Below are 20,800 nucleotides of genomic sequence, written 5' to 3'. Positions count from 1 at the left end.
CCTGGCGACCCGGTGTTTCGTCGGTGTGTGCGTCTCCTGGTGCGACCGGTGCGGGACGGGCGTCGATCGAGAGCCCTGGCCGTGCGCGGGTCGGCGGTCGAGCGGGCACGATGAGGTCATGGACCCGCACCGCCCGACAGCGCCGCTGCGCGGTGACCGTCGAGTCGTCCTCGTGGTCGCGATCCTGGCGTCCTTCGTCGTCGGGCTCGACTCGAGCGTGGTCACCGTCGCGCTCCCGGCGATCCGGCACGAGCTCGGGGGCGGGCTGGTCGTGCAGCAGTGGGTCGTCGACGCCTACCTCGTGACCCTCGGGTCGCTCATCCTCGTCGCCGGCTCGCTCTCGGACGTGTTCGGGCGGGTGCGGATCGTCACGTGGGGGCTGGTCGTCTTCGGGGTGGCCTCGGTCGCGTGCGCGATCGCACCGTCGGGCGAGGTGCTCGTCGTGGCGCGTGCCGTGCAGGGGATCGGCGGGGCACTCGTCACCCCGAGCTCGCTCGCGCTCATCGTCGCCGCGTACCGCGGGGCGGCCCAGGCGAGGGCGATCGGCACGTGGACGGCCTGGTCGAGTGCCGCGGTCATCGTCGGTCCGGTCGTCGGCGGGCTCGTGGTCGACGGCATCGGCTGGCGGTGGATCTTCGTGCTGACCGCGGTGCCGATCGCGGTCACCATCCCGCTGGTCCTGCGCATCACGGGTGACGTGCCGCCGGCACGGCGACCGCGGATCGACGTCGTCGGCGCGGTCCTGGCGGTCGTCGGTGTGGGCGGCGTGGTGCTCGGGCTCATCGAGCAGGAGCGACTCGGGTGGGACGCCCCCGTGGTCGTCGTCTCGCTCGTCGCCGGAGTGGCCGCGCTCGTGGCGTTCGTGCCGTGGGAACGACGGGTCGCCGGGGTCAGGGGAGCGCCGCTCGTGCCGCTCGAGCTCTTCCGGGCGCGGAACTTCGCGGTCGGGAACCTCGCGACCCTGTCGATCTACGGGGCGCTCGGCATGGTCGGCTTCGTCGTGACGCTCTTCCTGCAGGAGGTCTGGTCGTTCCCCGCCTGGCTCGCCGGTGTCGCGAGCCTGCCCCCGACGATCCTGCTCCTCGCGCTGTCCACCACGGTCGGCGCGCTCGCCGGGCGCCACGGCCCGCGGTGGTTCATGGCCGCGGGCCCCGCGATCGCCGCGCTCGGGGCGCTCGTGATGCTCGGCGTCGGCGACGACCCGGCGGCGTACTGGTGGACGGTGCTGCCCGGGCTGGTGCTCGTCGGTGTGGGGATCGCCACGATGGTGACGCCGCTGACGAGTGCCGTGCTCGGGTCGGTGCCGGAGCGCGAGGCCGGCGTGGGGTCGGCGGTCAACAACGCCGTCGCCCGGGTCGCCGGTCTCGTGGTCGTGGCGCTCGCCGGGGTCGTGCTCGGCGGTGGGGTGAGCGTGCTCGGCTTCCACCGGGCGATGGTCGTGATGGCGTTCCTGCTCGTGGCGGGGGCACTCGTCAGCGCGGTGGGGATCCGGAACAAACCTGCCCGTCCGTAAGTTGAGTCCAGTAGACTCAAGTGCAAGAGCACGAGCCGTACGCGCAGTACGGGACCACACGACCACCGCAACGGAAAGGACGGACCGCATGGCGAACCTCCAGGGCGCCCCCGACTCGCAGGAGCGGCAGAAGACCGCCCTCGAGCAGTACGGCGTCGACCTCACCGCGATCGCCCGGAGCGGCAAGCTCGACCCGGTCATCGGGCGGGACGCCGAGATCCGGCGCGTCTCGCAGGTGCTGACCCGACGCACCAAGAACAACCCGGTGCTCATCGGTGAGCCCGGCGTCGGCAAGACCGCCGTCGTCGAGGGGCTCGCACAGCGCATCGTCGCCGGTGACGTCGCCGACTCGCTCAAGGACAAGCGGCTCGTGTCGCTCGACATCTCCGCCCTCATCGCCGGCGCGAAGTACCGCGGCGAGTTCGAGGAGCGACTCAAGGCCGTCCTCAAGGAGATCAACGACTCCGACGGACAGGTCATCACGTTCATCGACGAGCTGCACACCCTGATGGGCGCCGGCGGCGGCGAGGGCTCGGTGGCGGCGTCGAACATGCTCAAGCCGATGCTGGCGCGCGGCGAGCTCCGGCTCATCGGCGCGACGACGCTCGACGAGTACCGCCAGTACATCGAGAAGGACGCCGCACTCGAACGGCGCTTCCAGCAGGTCTACGTGGGGGAGCCGAGCGTCGAGGACGCCGTGGCGATCCTCCGCGGGCTCAAGGAGCGGTACGAGGCGCACCACAAGGTGACGATCAACGACTCCGCCCTCGTCGCCGCGGCGAGCCTGTCGAACCGGTACATCTCCGGCCGCCAGCTGCCCGACAAGGCGATCGACCTGATCGACGAGGCGGCGTCGCGCCTGCGCATGGAGATCGACTCGTCGCCGGTCGAGATCGACGAGCTCAAGCGCTCCGTCGACCGGCTGCGCGTCGAGGAGTTCGCGCTGAAGCAGGAGAAGGACGACGCCTCGAAGGCCCGGCTCGAGACCCTGCGCGCCGAGCTCGCCGGACGTCAGGAACGACTCGACGAACTCCAGCGACGCTGGCAGGCCGAGCGCGCCACCCTGAACCGCATCGGTGAGCTGAAGCAGCAGCTCGACGACCTGAACATGCGCAGTCAGCGGGCACAGCGCGAGGCCGACTACGAGACCGTCTCGCGGCTCGAGTACGGCGAGAAGCCCCGCATCGAGGCCGAGCTCGCCGCCGCCGAGCAGGCCGAGAGCGCCGAGCGCATGGTGAACGACAGCGTCACCGACGAGGACATCGCCGCGGTGATCGCGCAGTGGACGGGGATCCCGGTGGGTCGCCTGCTCCAGGGCGAGACCGAGAAGCTCCTGCACCTCGAGACGGAACTCGGCCGTCGGATCATCGGGCAGCGCAGCGCCGTCGGCACCGTGTCCGAGGCCGTCCGCCGCACCCGCGCGGGCATCTCCGACCCGGACCGACCGACCGGCTCCTTCCTGTTCCTCGGACCCACCGGTGTCGGCAAGACCGAGCTGGCCAAGGCGCTCGCCGAGTTCCTGTTCGACGACGAGAAGGCCCTCGTCCGCATCGACATGAGCGAGTACGGCGAGAAGCACTCGGTCGCGCGACTCATCGGCGCCCCGCCCGGCTACGTGGGGTACGAGGCCGGCGGGCAGCTCACCGAGACCGTCCGCCGTCGGCCGTACTCGGTGGTGCTGCTCGACGAGATCGAGAAGGCACACCCCGAGGTCTTCGACGTGCTGCTCCAGGTGCTCGACGACGGGCGCCTGACCGACGGGCAGGGCCGCACGGTCGACTTCCGGAACACCATCGTGATCCTGACGTCGAACCTCGGCTCGCGGTTCCTGACCGACCCGGCACTCAGTGCCACCCAGCGCGAGGAGGCCGTGCGCGAGCTCGTGCAGCAGTCGTTCCGCCCCGAGTTCGTCAACCGCCTCGACGACATCGTCGTGTTCCAGGCGCTGACGCACGAGGACCTCGGCCAGATCGTGTCGCTGTACGTCGACCGGCTCGCCCGGCGCCTGTCCGACCGTCGGCTCGAGCTCGCGGTCACGCCGTCGGCCCGCGGATGGCTCGCCGAGCGCGGGTACGACCCGGTGTACGGCGCGCGCCCGCTCCGCCGGCTCATGCAGCGGCAGATCGACGACCAGCTGGCGCGCGCCATCCTGGCCGGCGACGTCCGCGACGGCGACACGGTCCGTGTGGACGTCGCGGACGACGGCGAGGCGCTCGTCGTCGAGCCCTTCGAGCTGGCCGAGATCGTCGAGGAGTAGGCGGACGATCGGCCCGGTCGCGACGGGACCGACCGCACAAAGGTGACGGCCTGGAGGCCCGGTGCCGGTCCACGAGACCGGCACCGGGCCTCCAGGCCGTCGCGTTCCCTCCACCGTCACCGTCCGGGTAACGCCGCGGAAACAGGCGGCTCGCCAGGCTCGTCGCATGGACATGCTCTCGATCGACACCGTTCCCCTCTTCGTCGTCCCCGGCCCGGAGAGCCGCGCCTTCGTCGTCCACCTGGACGAGCGTCGCGGCACCGTGCACGTCGACCCAGCCGATGCATAGAAATGTCATGTGTCATGTACTCATGCGCGTACTGGTGGTGGACGACGAGACAGCCCTGGCCGACCTGATCGCCCGTGGCCTCACGCGACAGGACATGGCCGTCGACGTGGCGTACCGCGGTGACCACGCCGACGAGTTGCTCGCCGTGAACGACTACGACGTCGTCGTGCTCGACCGTGACCTCCCCGGCATGCACGGGGACGAGGTCGCCCGACGGCAGACCGCCCGGTCCGGCTGCACGCGGATCCTCATGCTGACCGCCGCGACGGCGCTGACGGACCGCGTCCACGGGCTCGAGCTCGGCGCCGACGACTACCTGCCGAAGCCGTTCGAGTTCCCCGAGCTCGTCGCCCGGGTCCGCGCGCTCGGTCGACGCAGCACCGCCGCCGTCGCGCCGGTGCTCGAGCGGGACGGCCTGCTCCTCGACTCGAACCGCCGCATCGCCACGCGCGACGGTCGGCCGCTCGACCTCACCACGAAGGAGCTCGGGGTGCTCGAGGTCCTGCTCCGCGCGGACGGACGGATCGTCTCCGCCGAGGAGCTCCTCGAGAAGGTCTGGGACATGAACATCGACCCGTTCACCGCTGCCGTGCGGGTGACGATGTCGAAGCTCCGCAAGAAGCTCGGCGCCCCGGACCCGATCCGGACCGTCCCGGGCAAGGGCTACGCGCTGTGACCCGACTCTGGTCCATCCGCGCCCGGACGACCCTGACGTTCGCGGTCGCCTCGATGGTCCTGACGGCGGCCGTCGTGCTCCTCGTGACGTGGGCCTCGACGGTGACGCTCACCGGGGCGATCGACGGCGGTGCGGCCGAACGGACCCCCTCGCTGCGGAGCACCACCGAGGGTGACGCCGGCGACTGGTGGACGGGCTCCGGGGACCGACCGGTGCGCGGTCCCGAGCACTCTTCGGGGACCTCGCTGCACGTCCGTGGTCCCGAGGCGGTGATGGTGGTCGCGGTCGCGAACCGGACGCAGTGGCAGTGGGCAGCGGTCGGGGTGCTCGCCGCCGGACTGCTGGCGGGCGGGACCGGATGGGTCGTCAGCCGCAGGGTCCTCCGGCCGATCGACCGGATCACCGACACCGCGCGCCGGCTGTCCGCGTCGACCCTGCACGAGCGCATCGGACTGGACGGCCCGGACGACGAGCTCCGACGGCTCGCGGGGACGATCGACGACCTGCTCGACCGCCTCGAGGCGGCGTTCGAGAGCCAGCGTCGCTTCGTCGCCCAGGCGTCGCACGAGCTGCGGACCCCGCTGGCCGTGCAGCGCACCGCCCTGCAGGTCGGCCTGGGCGAGGACGCTCGTCCCGACGACGTCGTCGCGGTGCGCGAGGAACTGCTCGAGCAGAACCGGCGGACCGAGCACCTGGTCGAGAGCCTCCTGGCGCTCGCCGAGGCGGATCGCGGGCTCGACGGTCGCGTCGACGAGCTCGACCTCGCCGAGCTCGCCGGACAGGTGGTCGCCGGACAGCGGGACCACGCTCGGGCCGCGAAGGTGAGCCTGACGGTCGAACCGTCCCCGTCCGCCGTGGTGTCGGCCGAACCGGTGCTCGTCCGACAGCTGGTGGCGAACCTCGTCGACAACGCCGTCGAGTACAACGAGCCCGGCGGGTTCGTCCGCGTGTCGGCCGGTCCGGACGGCCTCTGCGTCGAGAACTCGGGACCGGCGGTGTCGGCGGCCGACGTCGCCGTGCTCGTCGAACCGTTTCGGCGTGGGGCGCAGGGTGCAGCGAGCCGGCGGCACAGCGGTCTCGGGCTGTCGATCGTCGCGGCCATCGTCCGTGCCCACGGGTGGTCCCTGACGGTCGAGCCCCGACCGGACGGTGGTCTCCGGGTGCGGGTCGCGACGGTCTGAGTCGGGATCGTCGCCGGTGCGGGCGAGGTCCTCGCCTCCGGCGAGCGGTGTTTCGTCGGTGTCGCTCCGACACACGTCGTGCCGAAACACCGCTCCGGGTGCACTGGTCGCATGACCATCACCACGAAGCAGACCATCGGACGGTGCTCGACCGTCCTCGCCACCGTGCTCCTGGCAGCGGGCGCGCTCACCGCGTGTTCCTCGGGGTCCGACGCTCCCGACGCACCGGACGGCACGACGTCGGCCGGAGGCAGCCAGCGCGAGAAGCTCCTGGCGAACGCGAAGTGCCTGCGCGACAAGGGGTACGACGTCTCGGACGAGCAGTTCACGTCCGGGCGGTTCTCGATCCCCGAGGGTACTGATCCCGACGAGTACCAGAAGGCGAGTGCGGAGTGCAGCGCGAAGAACCGGAGCGCGGGTGACGCGCAGGGCCCGGCGACGCCGTTCGGGTTCGGCCCCGAGGTGGCGGCCTGCATGCGCGACTCGGGCTTCGCCGACTACCCCGACGACCCGGGGTCGCAGGGTGAGTACGTGCCGCAGGACGGCGACGGCTTCGGAGCGGCGCTCGGCAAGTGCGTCGCGGAGCACGGCGACGGTGCCGGAGTGCAAGCTCCCCGCGGCTGACCGGCGCGCGCAGCGGCGGAACCACTGTGTTTCGCCGCTGCAACCTCGGCCGACCGCCCGCTGAAACAGCGCGCCTCGTTCCATGGGTTCATGACTGAAACGACCCCCCGCCCGCGCGCCGTCCTGGCCGCCGTCGCCCTGCTCGCCGCACTCCCGCTCGCCCTGTCCGCCTGCTCCTCCGCCGGCCCCGGTGCGGACTCCACCTCCGCGGCCCAGGGCGTCGGCGCGAAGTGGGGCGAGTGCATGCGCTCCGCGGGCTTCGACGTCCCGGACCCTGCTGACGAGGAACTCGCGTCCGGGGTCGTCCGCACACCGCCGGGCGCCGACGACCAGGCGTTCGGTGACGCCGCGCGCACGTGTCAGCACGACCTCGGACTCAAGGGCACCGACGACGCGCAGCGGCAGACGTGGGAACGCCAGTACGGCCAGGTCGCGTCGTGCATCCGCGAGCACGGCTTCGCCGACTTCCCCGAGCAGGAGCCCGGGGTGCTCAACCCTGCGGACTACGCCCGGTCCGAGGAGCCGGCGTTCGAGAAGGCCTTCTCGGACTGCCTCGCCGAGTTCGCCCCGGACACGAAGCAGTCGAACCCGGGTTGAGCCCGCCCCGAGTGACACGGCGCCGATCCCTACGCCGACCCCGACCCTCGACCACGACGCCCCTGCCGATCCGGCGGGGGCGTCGTCGTGTTTCGCCGGTGCAACCCGTCCTGACCAGCTGGGGAAACAGCCGATCTCGTTCCATGGACCCATGACCCACTCGTCCGTCAGCAGCCGCATCGCGCTCAGCGCCGTCGCCCTGTGCACCGCCCTCCCGCTCGTCCTCTCCGCCCGCAGCACGCCGGACAGCCGGACGGCCGGGCGCTGACCAGCCGGGCACCACCTGTCGGGCAGTACCAGTCGGACACTGACCAGCCGGCACCACCAGCCGGCACCACCAGCCGGCACCACCAGCCGGGCACCACCAGTCGGGCACTGACCAGCTGGGCACGCACCAACCGGGCACTGCCGCGCGACACCACACCACCCCACCTCACACACCGACCCCAGGAAGGTCCAGATGGCCCCCACCTCCCACTCCCGACCCGGCCGCAGCCGTCGGCGCATCATCGTCGCCTCCGTCTGCCTGGTCGCCGTCCTCGGCGCCGGTGGCGCGTCCTGGGCGCTGCTCAGCGGCCAGCCGACCGCCGCCTCCGCCGCCGACGAGGACACCACCTCGGAGCACCGCTCCACGTCGCCGGTCACCCGCGGCGACCTGACCGAGTCGAACATCTTCGCGGGGACGCTCGGCTACGGCGCCCCGGTCGGCGTACCGGCCGCGGCCTCGGGCACCATCACGTGGCTCCCGGACCCGGGCCAGGTCATCCACCGCGACGAGCCGCTCTACGCGGTCGACGAGGAGCCCGTCCGGGCGATGTACGGCACCGTTCCGCTGTGGCGCACGCTCGAGTTCGGCGACCGCGGTCAGGACGTCGCGCAGCTCAACCGGAACCTCGCGGCACTCGGGTACGGCGTCGTCGAGGACGACCGCTTCGGCAAGCGCACGCTCGCGGGGGTCCGGCAGTGGCAGAAGGACCGCCACCGCACGGTCACCGGCACGATCGGCGCGGACGACATCGCCTTCGTCGACGGCGACGTCCGCGTGGCGAAGGTCGACGGGACGCTCGGCCAGACCGTCGGGAGTGGGGGCGGTGGTGACGCCGGTGGAGAGGCCGGCGGCGGATCGGCCGGGGGCTCCGGCGGCAACGTCATCAGCGTCACGAGCACCAGCCGCGTGGTCGACACCACCGTCGGGCAGCAGGACGCGGACCGGCTCGCGGTCGGCGCCGAGGTCTCGGTCCGGATCAACGGCGGCGGCGACGCCCTCCCCGGCAAGGTCGTCGCGACCGAGCCCGTGGAGGACGACAACGGCGGCGCTCCGAAGGTCCGGGCGACCATCGCGATCGAGGCGGGGGACCGGCAGCTGCCGGCCGCCGCGACGGCGCAGATCATCGTCGCCGGTCGCAGCGAGCGGGACGTGCTGTCGGTGCCGGTCGCGGCGCTCGTGGCGCACGGATCGGACGGCTACGCGGTCGACGTGGTGCGACACGGCGACACGGAGCGTGTCCCGGTCGAGGCCGGGTTCGTGGCGAACGGCCGGGTCGCCGTGACCGGGGACGTCCGCGAGGGCGACCAGGTGGTGGTGCCCTCGTGACCGCCCCCGTCCTCGTGCTCGACGACCTCGTGAAGACCTACGGCGAGGTCGGGGCGCTCCGCGGGGTGTCCTTGTCCGTCGACGCGGGCGAACTCGTGGCCGTGGTCGGGCCGTCCGGCTCCGGCAAGTCGACGATGCTCAACATCATCGGGACGCTCGACCGGCCGACCTCCGGCACCCTGGCGATCGCCGGCAACGACGTGCAGACGATGACGGACGACGCGCTGTCCGAGCTCCGCGCCGACCACATCGGCTTCGTGTTCCAGCACTTCCACCTGCAGGCGGGGGCGACCGCGACCGAGAACGTCGCCGACGGCCTGCTCTACGCGGGTGTCGGCCGGCACGAGCGCCAGCGGCGTGCGGTCGTCGCCCTCGAACGCGTCGGGCTCGGACACCGGGTCGACCACCGGCCGGACCAGCTGTCCGGCGGTGAGAAGCAGCGGGTCGCCATCGCGCGGGCGATCGTCGGCGACCCGACGATCCTGCTCGCCGACGAGCCGACCGGTGCGCTCGACACGGCCTCCGGCGCGGCGATCCTCGACCTGCTCCGGGAACTGAACGCCGGCGGGACGACGGTGCTCGTCATCACCCACGACCTCGAGCTCGCGGCGGCTCTGCCCCGCCAGGTCCGCATGCGCGACGGTCTGGTGCAGCAGGACTCCCGTGGCGACGGGGCCGACGCCCGCGAGCTCGCACGGACGATCCGCACGGCGGGCACGGGACTGGTCGGCGCCTTCGGGGCGGCCGGGCAGGATGGCGCACGATGAGCCGCCGGAACGCCGTCAGCCCCGGCGACCTGCTCCGACTCGGACTCTTCGGCCTGCGCACCCGCCCCACCCGCGTGGTGCTCTCCGCGCTCGGCATCGCGATCGGCATCGCGGCGATGATCGCAGTGGTCGGGATCTCCTCGTCGAGCAAGGCGAAGCTCGACCAGGTCCTCGACGCCCTCGGCACGAACGTGCTCACGGCGACCAAGACGCAGGGCTTCGGCGAGACGCCACCGCTGCCGGAGACCGCGGTCGAGTCCGCCGAGCGGCAGGACGACGTGCTCACGGCCGCCGGCGTCGGCACCATCCCGCGCCAGGCGCCCTACCGGAACGCACTCGTGTCCCCGCTCGAGACCAAGGGCATCGGCACGATGACCGCGTGGGGCGACGTCCCCGCGGTGCTCGGTGGGTCAGTGGTGTCCGGTCGGTGGCTGGACACCCGTCCCGACGCCGTCCCCCAGGTCGTCCTCGGCAGCCAGGCGGCCGCGTCGCTCGGCATCGACCGGGTCGCGGCGGACACCCGCGTCTGGATGAACGGATCGTGGGTGCAGGTCGTCGGGATCCTCGGGCCGATGGCCCTCGCGCCCGACCTGGACAACCAGGTCTTCGTCCCCGGCGGACTCGCGGCCGAGCTGGGCTTCGACGGCCACCCGACGGCGGTCTACACGCGGGTCGACCCGGAGCGTGTCGCTCAGGCGCGCGACGTCCTGGCCCGGGCGATCCGTCCGGACAGCCCCGGTGACGTCGGCGTGACGAACCCGTCCGACGCGCTCGCCGCGAAGAACGCCACGGACGACTCCTTCACCGGCCTCCTCGTCGGCATCGGCGGCGTGGCACTGCTGGTCGGCGGCATCGGCGTCGCGAACACCATGGTGATCACCGTCCTCGAACGACGGGCCGAGGTGGGTGTCCGACGGGCGCTCGGTGCCCGGCGCCGCAACATCCGCGACCAGTTCCTGGTGGAGTCGCTGCTGCTGTCGTTCCTCGGCGGTGTCGCCGGGGTGGTGATCGGCGTCGGGGTGACCGCCGCCTTCGCGGCCGCCAACGGCGCCCCGCTCGCGGTCCCGCTCTGGGCGGTCGCCGGCGGCCTCGGCGCGACCGTCGTGATCGGTGGGGTTTCCGGGATCTACCCGGCGGCACGCGCGGCACGCATCCCACCGACCTCCGCGCTCGCCGCCGTCTGAGTCGAGCAGGTCCGGACCGCCGCCGCCCGACCGTGGCGGTCGATCCACCAGACGCACCGCCGGGAGGCCCGGTGCCGGTCCCTGGAACCGGCACCGGGCCTCCCGGCCTAGCGTCCAGGGCATGCCAGAGCTGCCGATCCTGCGTCGCCTCACCGATTCCATCGAGCGCGCGAGCGTCCTCGACAAGGCCGTCGACGTCGACACGCGCGTCGTCCGTGCCGTCGCGAAGCCCCGGGCCCTGCGGCAGCTGCTGCACGGCGTGCCGTTCGGCCACCCGCTGCACCCGCTCATGGTCCAGGTGCCGCTCGGCGCGTGGATCTCCGCCGCGGTCCTCGACACCATCGGTGGGAAGGGCAACGACCGGGCCGCGTCGACCCTGACCGGGGTCGGTCTGGTGTCGGCGACGGCTGCGTCCACCGCTGGGTACGTCGACTGGGCCGAGCTCTCGCTCGAGCAGCGTCGCACCGGGTGGGTGCACCAGGCCGTCAACTGGGTCGGCATCACGTTCTTCGGACTGTCCTGGTGGCAGCGCCGGAAGGGCAACACGGCCGCCGGCAAGGCCCTCGGCTTCGTCGGACTCACCGTCGTGAGCGTCGGCGGCTACCTCGGTGGGCACCTGTCGTACCGGCAGCGCGCGGGTGTGGGGTCGAGCGACCGGGTGCCGTTCGACGCCTGAGATCGTCCCGCTCCTCCTTCGTTCGTGTTGGTTTCGTGACGGAACGGTTGCGTTCGTGTGGCTTTCGGACGTACAGTTCCTGAAACCAACGGGAACGAAGGAGTTCGGGCATGTACGCAACGGAGCGGCAGGACGCCATCGCCGCCGCGCTGCAGTCGGCCGGGCGGGTGTCCGTCGCCGACCTCGCCGAGCACTTCGACGTCACCACCGAGACCGTCCGCCGCGACCTCGACGCCCTCGAGACCGCCGGTGTCCTGCGCCGCGTGCACGGGGGAGCGGTGCCTGCGGGCCGTTCGAGCGTCGTCGAGCTGAGCGTCGCCGAGCGGGAGGGCCAGCACGGCACCGCGAAGACCGCGATCGCCCGCGCCGCGATGCACCTGGTGCCCGCGACCTTCACCGGCTCGATCGCTCTCGACGCCGGCACCACCTGCGCGGCCGTCGCCGCCGAGCTCGTCCGGTGGGAGCCGGCGACCTCGGGCGCGACCCTGACCGTCGTCACGAACTCGGTGCCCATCGCCGCCACCCTGCAGCACAGCGAGCACGTCGAGCTGCACCTGCTCGGTGGCCGGGTGCGCGGGGTCACGAGCGCCGCCGTCGGCACGGCCACCGTGCAGCAGATCGGCGCCCTCCGCCCCGACATCGCCTTCGTCGGCACGAACGGCCTGTCCGCGGGCTTCGGCCTGAGCACGCCCGACGAGTACGAGGCCGCCGTGAAGGGCGCCTACGTGCTCGCGGCCCGCCGCAGCGTGGTGCTCGCCGACGCCGCCAAGCACGGGGTCGAGGCGCTGATGCGCTTCGCCCGACTCGACGAGGTCGACACCCTCGTCACCGACCAGGAGCCGCCGGCCGACCTCGCCGGTGCGCTCGCCGACGCCGACGTGGAGGTCGTGGTCGCATGAACAGCACCCGCATCGTCACCGTGACGCCCAACCCGTCCCTCGACCGCACGATCGAGCTCGGCGGCGAACTCCAGCGCGGCGCCGTGCAGCGGGCCGTCCGCACGACGGCGGAGCCCGGCGGCAAGGGCGTCAACGTCTCCCGGGTCGTCGTCGCGAGCGGTGGGGACACCCTCGCCGTGCTGCCCGGCGACGAGCTCGACCCCGTCCTGCTCGGCTTGGCGACCCGGGGCATCCCGACCGCCGCACTGCCGATCGGGGCCCCGCTGCGCTCGAACGTCACCGTCACCGAGCCCACCGGCACGACGACGAAGCTCAACGAGCCCGGCCCCTCGCTCGCCGGACGCATGGACGACCTCGCCGCGCTCGTCGCCGAGGCCGCCGGCCCGACGCCGACCGGTCCGGCCGCGCGCTGGGTGGTCCTCGCCGGCTCCCTGCCGCCCGGGCTGCCCGACGACGCGCTCGCCGTCCTCGTCCGCGCGGTCCGTGCGCGGCACGGCGACACCGTCCGGATCGCGGTCGACTCGTCGGGTCTCCCGTTCACGGCGCTGCTGCAGTCCGGCGAACGGATCGACCTGGCCAAGCCGAACGCCGAGGAGCTCGCCGAGGTCGTCGGCGGCGACCCCGAGGTGTACGAGCAGGACCTCGACGCCGCCGTCGCCGCCGCCCACCGCCTGCGCGACAAGCACGTCGACACCGTCCTGCTCACCCTGGGCAGCGCGGGCGCCGTGCTCGTCTCCGGCGAGGGCAGCCACGTCGCCGCCGCGCCCCGGATCACCGCGCGCTCGACCGTCGGTGCGGGCGACTCGTCCCTCGCGGGCTACCTGCTCGCCGAGGTCGCCGGTGCCTCCGCTCCCGAGCGTCTCGCCCAGGCCGTCGCCACCGGAGCCGCCGCAGCGGCGCTGCCCGGCAGCGACGTCCCCGCCCTCGACCACACCGACCCCGGCAGCGTGACCGTCCGGACCCTGCACACGACGCAGGTCCCGGCACCGATCGCCTGACCGTCCCCGCAGCACCACCCCTCGAACCCGCACTGCCCGCGCCACGGCGCCACTGCAAAGGAGCAACCCCATGTCCGCAGACACGACGCAGCGCCTCATCAGCGCCGAGCTCGTCGGCCTCGACGAGGACCTCGGCGCGACGTCGTCCGACGTCATCCGCGTGCTCGCCGATCGCGTCGCCGCCACCGGCCGCGCGGCCGACGGCGCCACCCTGGCCGAGGACGCCATCAAGCGCGAGGCGAGCGTCGGCACCGGCGTGCCCGGCGGCATCGCGATCCCGCACGCCCGGTCGGCCTCGGTGTCGAGCCCGACGCTGGCGTTCTCGCGCCTGGCGCGGAAGGTGCCGTTCGGCGCCCCGGACGGCGACGCCGACGTCGTCTTCATGATCGCCGTGCCGGAGGGCGCCGACAAGGACCACCTCACCGTCCTGTCGACCCTGGCCCGCGCCCTCATCCGCGAGGACTTCACCGCAGCCCTCCGCGCCGCCTCGACGCCGCAGGAGGTCGTGGACCTGGTGCAGCGCGAGGTGGGCGGCGAGGTCGCCGCAGCCGGTGTCGGGAACGCGAGCAGTGCCTCCCGGCCGGCCGCCGCACAGCCCACGCAGGCCGCAGCCGGCGGCACGACCGGCGGCGCCGCGGGCGCACGCAAGGTCATCGTCGGCGTCACCGCCTGCCCGACCGGCATCGCGCACACCTACATGGCCGCCGACGCCCTCGTCGCCGCCGCCGAGCGCGCCGGTGCCGAGATGCACGTCGAGACGCAGGGCTCCTCGCAGGTCGAGCCGCTCGACCCCGCCCTGATCGCCCGGGCCGACGCCGTCGTCTTCGCGGTCGACGTGGACGTCCGCGACCGCGGTCGGTTCGCCGGCAAGCCGCTGGTCTCCGGCCCGGTCAAGCGCGGCGTCGACGAGCCCGACGCGATGATCGCCGAGGCCATCCGCGCCGCCGACGACCCGCACGCCGCGCGCGTCCAGGGCGGTGCCGCGACCGCGTCCGAGTCGAACGGGGCCGACGAGCACTTCGGCCAGGCACTCAAGCGCTGGCTCCTCACCGGCGTCAGCTACATGATCCCGTTCGTCGCGGGCGGCGGTCTCCTCATCGCCCTCGGCTTCCTCCTCTCCGGCTACGCCATCGCGCTCCCGCACGGCGACTCCGGGCAGAACAACGCCGTGTACACGCTGACGAACTACACGCTGCTCAACCTGCCGCCGGAGGGCCTCGGCTACTACCTCGGTGCCGCCGCGTTCCAGATCGGCGGGGTGTCCCTCGGGTTCCTCGTCGCGGCCCTCGCCGGGTACATCGCGTACGCGATCGCCGACCGTCCGGGCATCGCGCCGGGCTTCGTCGCCGGTTCGATCGCCGTCTTCATGAACGCCGGCTTCCTCGGCGGGCTCGTCGGTGGTCTCATCGCCGGTGCCGCCGCGTACTGGATCGGGCGCATCCCGACCTGGCGCTGGCTCCGCGGCCTCATGCCGGTCGTGATCATCCCGCTCTTCGCGTCGATCATCGCCTCGGGCCTGATGCTCCTCGTGCTCGGCGGTCCGATCGCGTGGCTCATGACGCAGCTCACCAACTGGCTGAACTCCCTCAACGGGGCCTCGGCGATCCTGCTCGGCATCATCCTCGGCCTGATGATGGCGTTCGACCTCGGCGGCCCGGTCAACAAGGTCGCGTACTCGTTCGCCGTCGCCGGGCTCGGTGCCGGCACCGCGACCAACGTCGTGCCGTTCGAGATCATGGCCGCCGTGATGGCCGCCGGCATGGTCCCGCCGCTGGCCCTGGCCCTCGCCTCGACCGTCCTCTACCGCAAGGGCTTCACGAAGCCGGAGCGCGAGAACGGCAAGGCCGCGTGGCTCCTCGGTGCATCGTTCATCTCCGAGGGTGCGATCCCGTTCGCCGCTGCCGACCCGCTGCGGGTCATCCCGGCATCGATGATCGGTGCCGCGGTCACGGGCGCGATCTCGATGGCGGCCGGCGTGACCTCGCGTGCACCGCACGGTGGCATCTTCGTCTTCTTCGCCATCGGGGACATCGTGATGTTCATCGTCGCGATCCTGGCCGGCACCGTCGTCTCGGCGCTGGTCCTGGTCGGCCTGAAGAAGTGGGTGCGGAAGTCGCCCGCCGCCGAGTCCGTCGCTGCCGAGCAGGCAGCGGTGGCCGGCGAGACAGTCGGCCAGCGCGCGCCGGCCGCCGTGTAGCGGTCGTCACCACACGACGGACGGGAGGCCCGTGGCGGATCCGCCACGGGCCTCCCGTCCGTCGTCGTGTCGTGCCGTGCCGTGGCCGGGTCGGGCCGCGCTGCGAGACGCCGGCGTCTCCGCGAGACACCGCCCTGTCGCCGAGACGCCGTCGGATGCGGGGGCGTCTCGGCAGGGTCGAGGCGTCCGGGGCCGACGCCGGCGTCTCGGGAGCGGCACCGGTGACGGCCGGACGGGGGCGTGTCAGCGAGACGCCGGCGTCTCGTGGAGGCGGGCGCACCGCGATCTGTCAGGACGCTCAGGGACACTCGGGGGATGACGACCGCCCTCACGCTGCCGCCGATCACGTCCCTGCCCGCGAGTGCGACCGCTGCTGCGGGCTCCCGGCCGGAGGGCACCGAGGACCTCGGCGGCCTGTCGGGCTTCGTGCTGCAGCTCATCGACGCGCTGGGGGAGTGGGGCGTCGCACTGATGCTCTTCGTCGAGACGGTGTTCCCACCGATCCCGTCCGAGGTCATCCTGCCGCTCGCGGGCTTCCTGGCCGGCGCCGGGCAGATGAACCTCGTGCTCGTGCTGGTGCTGGCGACGCTCGGGTCGTACCTCGGCGCGCTCGTGCTCTACTGGCTCGGCGCCGTGATCGGGTTCGAGCGGACCGTACGACTGCTGGGGCGGCTGCCGCTCGTCGACGAGGACGACTTCCGCAAGGCGGCCGACTGGTTCCACCGGCACGGCAAGAGCGCGGTCTTCTTCGGCCGCTTCGTGCCGATCGTCCGCAGCCTGATCTCGCTGCCGGCCGGTGCGGACCGGATGCACCTGGTGCCGTTCTCGGTCTTCACGATCGTCGCCAGCGGCATCTGGAACAGCGCGCTCGTGCTGCTCGGCGCGGCGTTCGGGACGCAGTACGACAAGGTCGAGCAGTACACCGAGTGGATCGACCGGGTGCTCTACGTCGCGATCGCGGTCGTGGTCGTCACCTTCGTGGTCCGGCGCATCCGCCGTGTGCGCGCCGAGCGGTCGGAGCAGCGCACGGTGGCGCAGGACGCGCAGGGCGCCGGGCCGACCGGTGCCGTCCGCGGACGCCGTCGTGCGACGTCCGCGAACGACTGACGGGTCACTTCTCCGTGAGGGCCGACTCCTTGTGGGCGGCCTTGTTGCCGGACTTCTCCGACTCGACGATCCAGTACGGGTCGTCGTCCGTCGGCTTGAAGTCCTGACCGTCGAACGTGAAGTCCTTCGTCTTCTTCTCGACGAGCTTGCCGGTCGTCTTGCCCTGCGAGGTGTTCCAGTGCACCTCGTCGCCCTTCGACAGCGCCACGATGTCCTCCTTGCGTAGTCAGTACGGTTGCGTGACCCCGGACGCTACCCGCGCAGATCCGCGGATCTACGGGCATCTGTCCCCCATCACGATGTCGTAACGCCCCTGCGGGATCGAGGTCGGACGCGTACCGTTGACGGTGAGTCAGTTCGCCGGCGTGTGCCGCGGTCCCCGATGGCTCCAGACGGAACGACGTGCACCATGACCCTGGTCGACAGCGCACGAGCCGACACGGTCCTCGCGGGCCGGTACCGGCTCGTCCGGCTCATCGGTACCGGTGGCATGGGCTCCGTGTACGAGGCCCGCGACGAGCACACCTACCGGCTCGTCGCCGTGAAGCTCTTCGCGACGCCGGACTCGATGACGACCGCCGACCGCGTCCGCCAGGAGCGCGAGATCCGCCTGCTCAGCATGCTCTCGCACCCGGGGCTCGTGCCGCTGTACGACGCCGGGACCCACGAGTTCGAGGACGGCCCGCACCGTTTCATCGTGATGGAGCTCATCGCCGACACGACGCTGCTCCGCCGGCTCGCGGGCGGTGCGCTGCACAACTACGAGGTCGCCGACCTCGGTGCACAGCTCGCCGACGCCCTGGCCTACGTGCACTCGCGCGGCATCGTGCACCGCGACGTCAAGCCCGCGAACATCCTGATCAACGACGAGGGCGCATCCGGCTTCGCCCGCTCGGTCAAGCTCACCGACTTCGGCGTCGCGCACTTCGTCGACGGCTCCCGCCTGACGAACGACGGCACGATCATCGGCACCGCGGCGTACCTCAGCCCCGAGCAGGTCGCGGGTGAGCCGATCGGCTTCGCCACCGACGTCTACTCGCTCGGCCTGGTGCTGCTCGAGTCGCTCACCGGCAAGCAGGAGTACTCCGGCACCCTGATCGAGGCGGCCCTCGCCCGGCTCCGGAACGACCCCCAGGTCCCCGCGGAGGTCGGCGTCGAGTGGAAGGAGCTGCTCGCCAAGATGACGCACCGCGACCCGGCGAAGCGCCCGACCGCCGTCGCCGTCGCGAACGCGCTGCGCGGTGGGTCGACGCAGATCACCGGTCCGGTGCCGCTCGGGCCGGAGCGCACGAAGCACAAGCGCGACCACAAGCTGCACCGTGCCGCGCACAAGCACGCCAGGCGCGGGACCTTCACGGCGGTCCGTCGCTGGCGGCGTCGCAACGTGCTCGTCGGCTCGTTCGCCACGTTCGGCGTGCTCGCCGCGTGTGCCGCCGCGTACGTCGCGGGCACCCTGCACTGACGGCGGTCACGGGTCGCTGTCGCGTCCGCGGACGGCGCGCGACACGGCGTCGTCGGACGGCGGTCCCTGGCAGGATGGGGACATGACCGACCAGCGATGGATCAAGATCTGCGGGCTCTCGACGCCGGAGACCGTGGATGCCGCCGTGGACGCCGGTGCCGACGCGGTCGGGTTCGTCTTCGCCGCCGGCAGCCCCCGCACGGTGACGGCCGACCTCGCGAAGGAGCTCGTCGAGCGGGTGCCCGAGGGCATCGACGCCGTCGGGGTCTTCCGCGACCAGCCGATCGACGAGGTGGTCGGCATCGCCTCCGAGGTCGGGCTCACCACCCTGCAGCTGCACGGCCGCGAATCCGTCAGCGACTTCGCCCGCGCCCGCGACGCCGGGTTCTTCACCATCCGCGCCGTCGCCGCCGACGACTACCTGCGCGAGACCGCCGAGCAGCGCGCCGCGTTCGACCACGACCTGCTGTTGCTCGACGCCGCGGTGCCCGGCAGCGGCACGCCGGTCGACCCGGCGACGCTCGCCGGTCGGGTGGACGAGGCCTGGATCCTGGCCGGCGGTCTGACGCCCGCCAACGTGGTCGCCGCCGTGCAGGCGCTCGACCCGGACGGGGTCGACGTGTCGAGCGGGGTCGAGTCGGAGCGCGGCGTCAAGGATGCTGCGAAGATCCGCTCCTTCGTCGAGGCGGTCCGCAGCATCCCCTGACGGACGTGCCGTGACGGGCTCGACGTCACCACACGACGGACGGGAGGCGCGGTGCCAGATGGCACCGCGCCTCCCGTCCGTCCGTGGGCGCGTCAGCGCAGGGTGGGGATCAGCTCCGTCAGGAACGCGTCCGTGTCCTCCCAGCCCTCCACCGCGTGGCAGGGGACGCCGAGCGCCTTCACCGGGTAGTCGTTGCCCTCGGGATCGAGGCGGTCGCCGACGAACAGCACGTCGTCGAGCGCGATGCCGGTCAGCTCGGCGAGCCGGCGCATGCCGTACGCCTTGTCGATGCCCTTCCGGGTGATGTCGACGCTGGTCGAGCCGCCGGAGCGGACCTCGAGGTCCGGGAGCTCCGCCTGGACGAGCCGGCGCAGGTGGTCCTTCTTCTCACCGGTCGGGTCCCATCGCTTCTTGACGTCCACCGGGGCGGACTGGCCGAGCGCCGAGAAGGTGATCTGGGACCCGCGGTCCTCGAGGATCTCGCCCCAGGTCTCCGACTCCCAGTAGCCGGCCGCCTTCGCCTGCGACTCCACGGCGGCGAGGGCACGGGCCTTCTCGTCGTCGGTCAGGTCCTCGGCGTACTGCAGGGCCCAGTCCGACCCCGACCAGCGGTAGTACGCCGTGCCGCAGGTCGGCAGCAGGTGCAGGTCGTCGAGGACGAGGCCCTCGCGCTCGCGGAGCGGGAGCACGAGCTGCTGCTCGAACTGCTGGAAGTTGCCGCCCGAGATGACCGCGACGGGCACGGTGGCGAGCAGGGACGCGAACGTCTCGAGCATGCGCGGGTCGAGCGGGGACTTCGACGGCGCAAGGGTGTCGTCGAGGTCGAAGGCGACGAGGCGGGGCGTGGTCATGCCCCCGATTCTGTCAGCTGGGACGTGCGTCAGGCGCGGTGGGCGGCGGGGACGCGGTCGCGGGCGTAGGTGATGTCGGTGTAGCCGTGCGGCGCCGGGTTGCCGTCCTCGTCGAGGTTCACGAACACGACCTCGTCGATGGTCAGGATGCTGCGGTGCGTGAAGAGGTTGCGGGCCTCGGCGCGCATCGTGAGCGAGGTCCGGCCGAAGCGCGTCGCGACGAGGCCGATCTCGACGATGTCGCCCTGGCGCGCGGAGGACACGAAGACGATCTCGGACATGTACTTCGTGACGACCTTGCCGTTGCCGAGCTGGATGATCGCGTAGACGGCTGCTTCTTCGTCGATCCACCGGAGCAGGCTGCCGCCGAACAGCGTGCCGTTCGCGTTGAGGTCCTCGGGGCGGACCCACTTGCGGGTGTAGAAGTTCATCTCGGGCGTCGGGACGTCGAGGTGCTGCTGGCCGGGCTGGTGCTGGTCCTGGTGCTGCTGGTCTGGCTGGTGCTGCTGCTCATCCATGTCCGTACATGCTACGACGGCCGGACCCGTGGGGGTCCGGCCGTCGTGTGCTTCCCGCGGGTGTCGGCTACTCCTTGACGAGGACGACCTCGTCGAGGGGGAGGCGGGTGCGCGGTGCGACCTCGCGCTCGGCGGCCTTCTCGTCGAGCTGCGACGGGTCCGCGACGGTGCCGATCGCGGTCACCGTGTACGGCAGGAAGCGCTCGGGCAGGTCGAACGCCGCGCGCAGCCCCTCTGCGTCGATCCCGGCCATCTGGTGCACGTGGAGCCCCTCGGCGTGCGCCTGGACGGTCAGCGCGGTGAGCGACTGCCCCAGGTCGTACTGCGCGAACGGACGGGCCTCGCCGTCCTCGGTGGTGGTCTCGAGGATGCCGACGACCAGGGCGCTGGCGCGGAAGGCCCAGGCGGCGTTGAAGCCGAGCAGGTTGTCGTTGATCTTCGCGAACGTGGCGGTGCCCCGGCGGCCGGCGACGAAGCGGCGCGGCTGGTGGTTCATCGCGGACGAGGCCCAGCGAGCGGCCTCGAGGACGGCGTCGAGCTGGGCGTCGGTCATGGTCGCGGTGTCGTCGTAGGAGCGCGGGCTCCAGCGCTCCTCGAGCAGCGGCACGAGCGGCTGGCTGGAGTCGGTCGAACGGGTGAGCGTGTCGGGCGTCGAGGTCATGGTGGCTGCAACGGTAGTCGATGCGTACGCATTTCCCGGCTGA

At 72.4% G+C, this 20,800-nt stretch carries 21 protein-coding genes; 17 read left to right on the top strand and 4 right to left on the bottom strand.

Annotation, left to right across the window (positions count from 1 at the left end; genetic code table 11):
• Window positions 1-118: 118 nt before the first annotated feature.
• From QUG98_RS14900 to QUG98_RS14830, 15 genes are all read left to right on the top strand, one after another.
• Window positions 119-1,513: an MFS transporter gene (locus QUG98_RS14900; protein ID WP_289471304.1), complete on the top strand. Its 1,395-nt coding sequence runs from the start codon at window positions 119-121 to the stop codon at window positions 1,511-1,513.
• Between the two features lie 88 nt (window positions 1,514-1,601).
• Window positions 1,602-3,770 carry an ATP-dependent Clp protease ATP-binding subunit gene (locus QUG98_RS14895; RefSeq protein WP_289471303.1) on the top strand — a complete coding sequence of 723 codons (2,169 nt, stop codon included), beginning with the start codon at window positions 1,602-1,604 and terminating at the stop codon, window positions 3,768-3,770.
• Between the two features lie 166 nt (window positions 3,771-3,936).
• Window positions 3,937-4,059 (top strand): hypothetical protein, encoded by a 123-nt coding sequence (locus QUG98_RS14890; RefSeq protein ID WP_289471302.1) that lies wholly within the window; start codon window positions 3,937-3,939, stop codon window positions 4,057-4,059.
• 22 nt (window positions 4,060-4,081) lie between these two features.
• On the top strand, window positions 4,082-4,735 hold the full coding sequence (locus QUG98_RS14885; protein ID WP_058749949.1) for a response regulator transcription factor: 654 nt from the start codon (window positions 4,082-4,084) through the stop codon (window positions 4,733-4,735).
• On the top strand, window positions 4,732-5,916 hold the full coding sequence (locus tag QUG98_RS14880) for a sensor histidine kinase (protein ID WP_289471301.1): 1,185 nt from the start codon (window positions 4,732-4,734) through the stop codon (window positions 5,914-5,916). The genes QUG98_RS14885 and QUG98_RS14880 overlap by 4 nt, the downstream gene beginning before the upstream one ends.
• Before the next feature lie 111 nt (window positions 5,917-6,027).
• Complete coding sequence (locus QUG98_RS14875) at window positions 6,028-6,540, top strand: hypothetical protein (protein ID WP_289471300.1); 513 nt, start codon at window positions 6,028-6,030, stop codon at window positions 6,538-6,540.
• A 90-nt stretch (window positions 6,541-6,630) separates the two neighbouring features.
• Window positions 6,631-7,137 (top strand): hypothetical protein, encoded by a 507-nt coding sequence (locus QUG98_RS14870; protein ID WP_289471299.1) that lies wholly within the window; start codon window positions 6,631-6,633, stop codon window positions 7,135-7,137.
• A 460-nt stretch (window positions 7,138-7,597) separates the two neighbouring features.
• On the top strand, window positions 7,598-8,731 hold the full coding sequence (locus QUG98_RS14865; protein WP_289471298.1) for a peptidoglycan-binding protein: 1,134 nt from the start codon (window positions 7,598-7,600) through the stop codon (window positions 8,729-8,731).
• Window positions 8,728-9,498 (top strand): ABC transporter ATP-binding protein, encoded by a 771-nt coding sequence (locus QUG98_RS14860; RefSeq protein WP_289471297.1) that lies wholly within the window; start codon window positions 8,728-8,730, stop codon window positions 9,496-9,498. The genes QUG98_RS14865 and QUG98_RS14860 overlap by 4 nt, the downstream gene beginning before the upstream one ends.
• The gene (locus QUG98_RS14855) at window positions 9,495-10,682 is read left to right on the top strand and encodes an ABC transporter permease (protein WP_289471296.1); all 1,188 of its coding nucleotides are present in this window, start codon (window positions 9,495-9,497) and stop codon (window positions 10,680-10,682) included. Before QUG98_RS14860 ends, QUG98_RS14855 begins: the two co-directional genes overlap by 4 nt.
• Before the next feature lie 121 nt (window positions 10,683-10,803).
• Entirely contained in the window at window positions 10,804-11,358 is a 555-nt protein-coding gene (locus tag QUG98_RS14850) for a DUF2231 domain-containing protein (RefSeq protein WP_289471295.1), read from the top strand.
• Window positions 11,359-11,468: 110 nt separating this feature from the next.
• A complete protein-coding gene (locus QUG98_RS14845; RefSeq protein ID WP_289471294.1) occupies window positions 11,469-12,257 on the top strand; it encodes a DeoR/GlpR family DNA-binding transcription regulator in 789 nt (262 codons plus the stop codon).
• Window positions 12,254-13,255: a 1-phosphofructokinase family hexose kinase gene (locus QUG98_RS14840; protein ID WP_289471293.1), complete on the top strand. Its 1,002-nt coding sequence runs from the start codon at window positions 12,254-12,256 to the stop codon at window positions 13,253-13,255. The genes QUG98_RS14845 and QUG98_RS14840 overlap by 4 nt, the downstream gene beginning before the upstream one ends.
• 70 nt (window positions 13,256-13,325) lie before the next feature.
• Window positions 13,326-15,452, top strand: coding sequence for a PTS fructose transporter subunit IIABC (locus tag QUG98_RS14835; protein ID WP_289471292.1), 2,127 nt, complete (start codon window positions 13,326-13,328; stop codon window positions 15,450-15,452).
• Between the two features lie 315 nt (window positions 15,453-15,767).
• Complete coding sequence (locus tag QUG98_RS14830) at window positions 15,768-16,559, top strand: DedA family protein (RefSeq protein WP_289471291.1); 792 nt, start codon at window positions 15,768-15,770, stop codon at window positions 16,557-16,559.
• Between the two features lie 4 nt (window positions 16,560-16,563).
• On the opposite strand, the gene QUG98_RS14825 is transcribed toward QUG98_RS14830, so the two are convergent.
• Complete coding sequence (locus tag QUG98_RS14825; RefSeq protein ID WP_289471290.1) at window positions 16,564-16,767, bottom strand: hypervirulence associated TUDOR domain-containing protein; 204 nt, start codon at window positions 16,765-16,767, stop codon at window positions 16,564-16,566.
• Window positions 16,768-16,968: 201 nt separating this feature from the next.
• Between QUG98_RS14825 and QUG98_RS14820 the strand changes: the two genes are divergently transcribed.
• A complete protein-coding gene (locus tag QUG98_RS14820) occupies window positions 16,969-18,021 on the top strand; it encodes a serine/threonine-protein kinase (RefSeq protein WP_289471289.1) in 1,053 nt (350 codons plus the stop codon).
• An 82-nt stretch (window positions 18,022-18,103) separates the two neighbouring features.
• Complete coding sequence (locus tag QUG98_RS14815) at window positions 18,104-18,727, top strand: phosphoribosylanthranilate isomerase (protein WP_289471288.1); 624 nt, start codon at window positions 18,104-18,106, stop codon at window positions 18,725-18,727.
• A gap of 92 nt (window positions 18,728-18,819) precedes the next feature.
• On the opposite strand, the gene QUG98_RS14810 is transcribed toward QUG98_RS14815, so the two are convergent.
• The 3 genes from QUG98_RS14810 to QUG98_RS14800 all read right to left on the bottom strand — a co-directional run bounded on the left by QUG98_RS14810 (window position 18,820) and on the right by QUG98_RS14800 (window position 20,757).
• Window positions 18,820-19,578 (bottom strand): HAD-IIB family hydrolase, encoded by a 759-nt coding sequence (locus QUG98_RS14810; RefSeq protein ID WP_289471287.1) that lies wholly within the window; start codon window positions 19,576-19,578, stop codon window positions 18,820-18,822.
• Window positions 19,579-19,607: 29 nt separating this feature from the next.
• On the bottom strand, window positions 19,608-20,009 hold the full coding sequence (locus tag QUG98_RS14805; RefSeq protein ID WP_289471316.1) for an acyl-CoA thioesterase: 402 nt from the start codon (window positions 20,007-20,009) through the stop codon (window positions 19,608-19,610).
• A 154-nt stretch (window positions 20,010-20,163) separates the two neighbouring features.
• The gene (locus tag QUG98_RS14800) at window positions 20,164-20,757 is read right to left on the bottom strand and encodes a nitroreductase family protein (protein ID WP_289471286.1); all 594 of its coding nucleotides are present in this window, start codon (window positions 20,755-20,757) and stop codon (window positions 20,164-20,166) included.
• Window positions 20,758-20,800: the final 43 nt, after the last annotated feature.

Source organism: Curtobacterium subtropicum, from assembly GCF_030362975.1.
In the GTDB taxonomy this organism is placed as follows: Bacteria; Actinomycetota; Actinomycetes; order Actinomycetales; family Microbacteriaceae; genus Curtobacterium; species Curtobacterium subtropicum.
Note: the sequence above shows the minus strand (reverse complement) of the source record. Positions and strands in the feature narration are given on the sequence as shown.

Coding starts and splice junctions, on each gene's coding strand:
- QUG98_RS14900 (WP_289471304.1), top strand. CDS start 119: ATGGACCCGCACCGCCCGACAGCGCCGCTGCGCGGTGACCGTCGAGTC.
- QUG98_RS14895 (WP_289471303.1), top strand. CDS start 1,602: ATGGCGAACCTCCAGGGCGCCCCCGACTCGCAGGAGCGGCAGAAGACC.
- QUG98_RS14890 (WP_289471302.1), top strand. CDS start 3,937: ATGGACATGCTCTCGATCGACACCGTTCCCCTCTTCGTCGTCCCCGGC.
- QUG98_RS14885 (WP_058749949.1), top strand. CDS start 4,082: ATGCGCGTACTGGTGGTGGACGACGAGACAGCCCTGGCCGACCTGATC.
- QUG98_RS14875 (WP_289471300.1), top strand. CDS start 6,028: ATGACCATCACCACGAAGCAGACCATCGGACGGTGCTCGACCGTCCTC.
- QUG98_RS14870 (WP_289471299.1), top strand. CDS start 6,631: ATGACTGAAACGACCCCCCGCCCGCGCGCCGTCCTGGCCGCCGTCGCC.
- QUG98_RS14865 (WP_289471298.1), top strand. CDS start 7,598: ATGGCCCCCACCTCCCACTCCCGACCCGGCCGCAGCCGTCGGCGCATC.
- QUG98_RS14855 (WP_289471296.1), top strand. CDS start 9,495: ATGAGCCGCCGGAACGCCGTCAGCCCCGGCGACCTGCTCCGACTCGGA.
- QUG98_RS14850 (WP_289471295.1), top strand. CDS start 10,804: ATGCCAGAGCTGCCGATCCTGCGTCGCCTCACCGATTCCATCGAGCGC.
- QUG98_RS14845 (WP_289471294.1), top strand. CDS start 11,469: ATGTACGCAACGGAGCGGCAGGACGCCATCGCCGCCGCGCTGCAGTCG.
- QUG98_RS14840 (WP_289471293.1), top strand. CDS start 12,254: ATGAACAGCACCCGCATCGTCACCGTGACGCCCAACCCGTCCCTCGAC.
- QUG98_RS14835 (WP_289471292.1), top strand. CDS start 13,326: ATGTCCGCAGACACGACGCAGCGCCTCATCAGCGCCGAGCTCGTCGGC.
- QUG98_RS14830 (WP_289471291.1), top strand. CDS start 15,768: ATGACGACCGCCCTCACGCTGCCGCCGATCACGTCCCTGCCCGCGAGT.
- QUG98_RS14820 (WP_289471289.1), top strand. CDS start 16,969: ATGACCCTGGTCGACAGCGCACGAGCCGACACGGTCCTCGCGGGCCGG.
- QUG98_RS14815 (WP_289471288.1), top strand. CDS start 18,104: ATGACCGACCAGCGATGGATCAAGATCTGCGGGCTCTCGACGCCGGAG.
- QUG98_RS14810 (WP_289471287.1), bottom strand. CDS start 19,578: ATGACCACGCCCCGCCTCGTCGCCTTCGACCTCGACGACACCCTTGCG.
- QUG98_RS14805 (WP_289471316.1), bottom strand. CDS start 20,009: ATGAACTTCTACACCCGCAAGTGGGTCCGCCCCGAGGACCTCAACGCG.
- QUG98_RS14800 (WP_289471286.1), bottom strand. CDS start 20,757: ATGACCTCGACGCCCGACACGCTCACCCGTTCGACCGACTCCAGCCAG.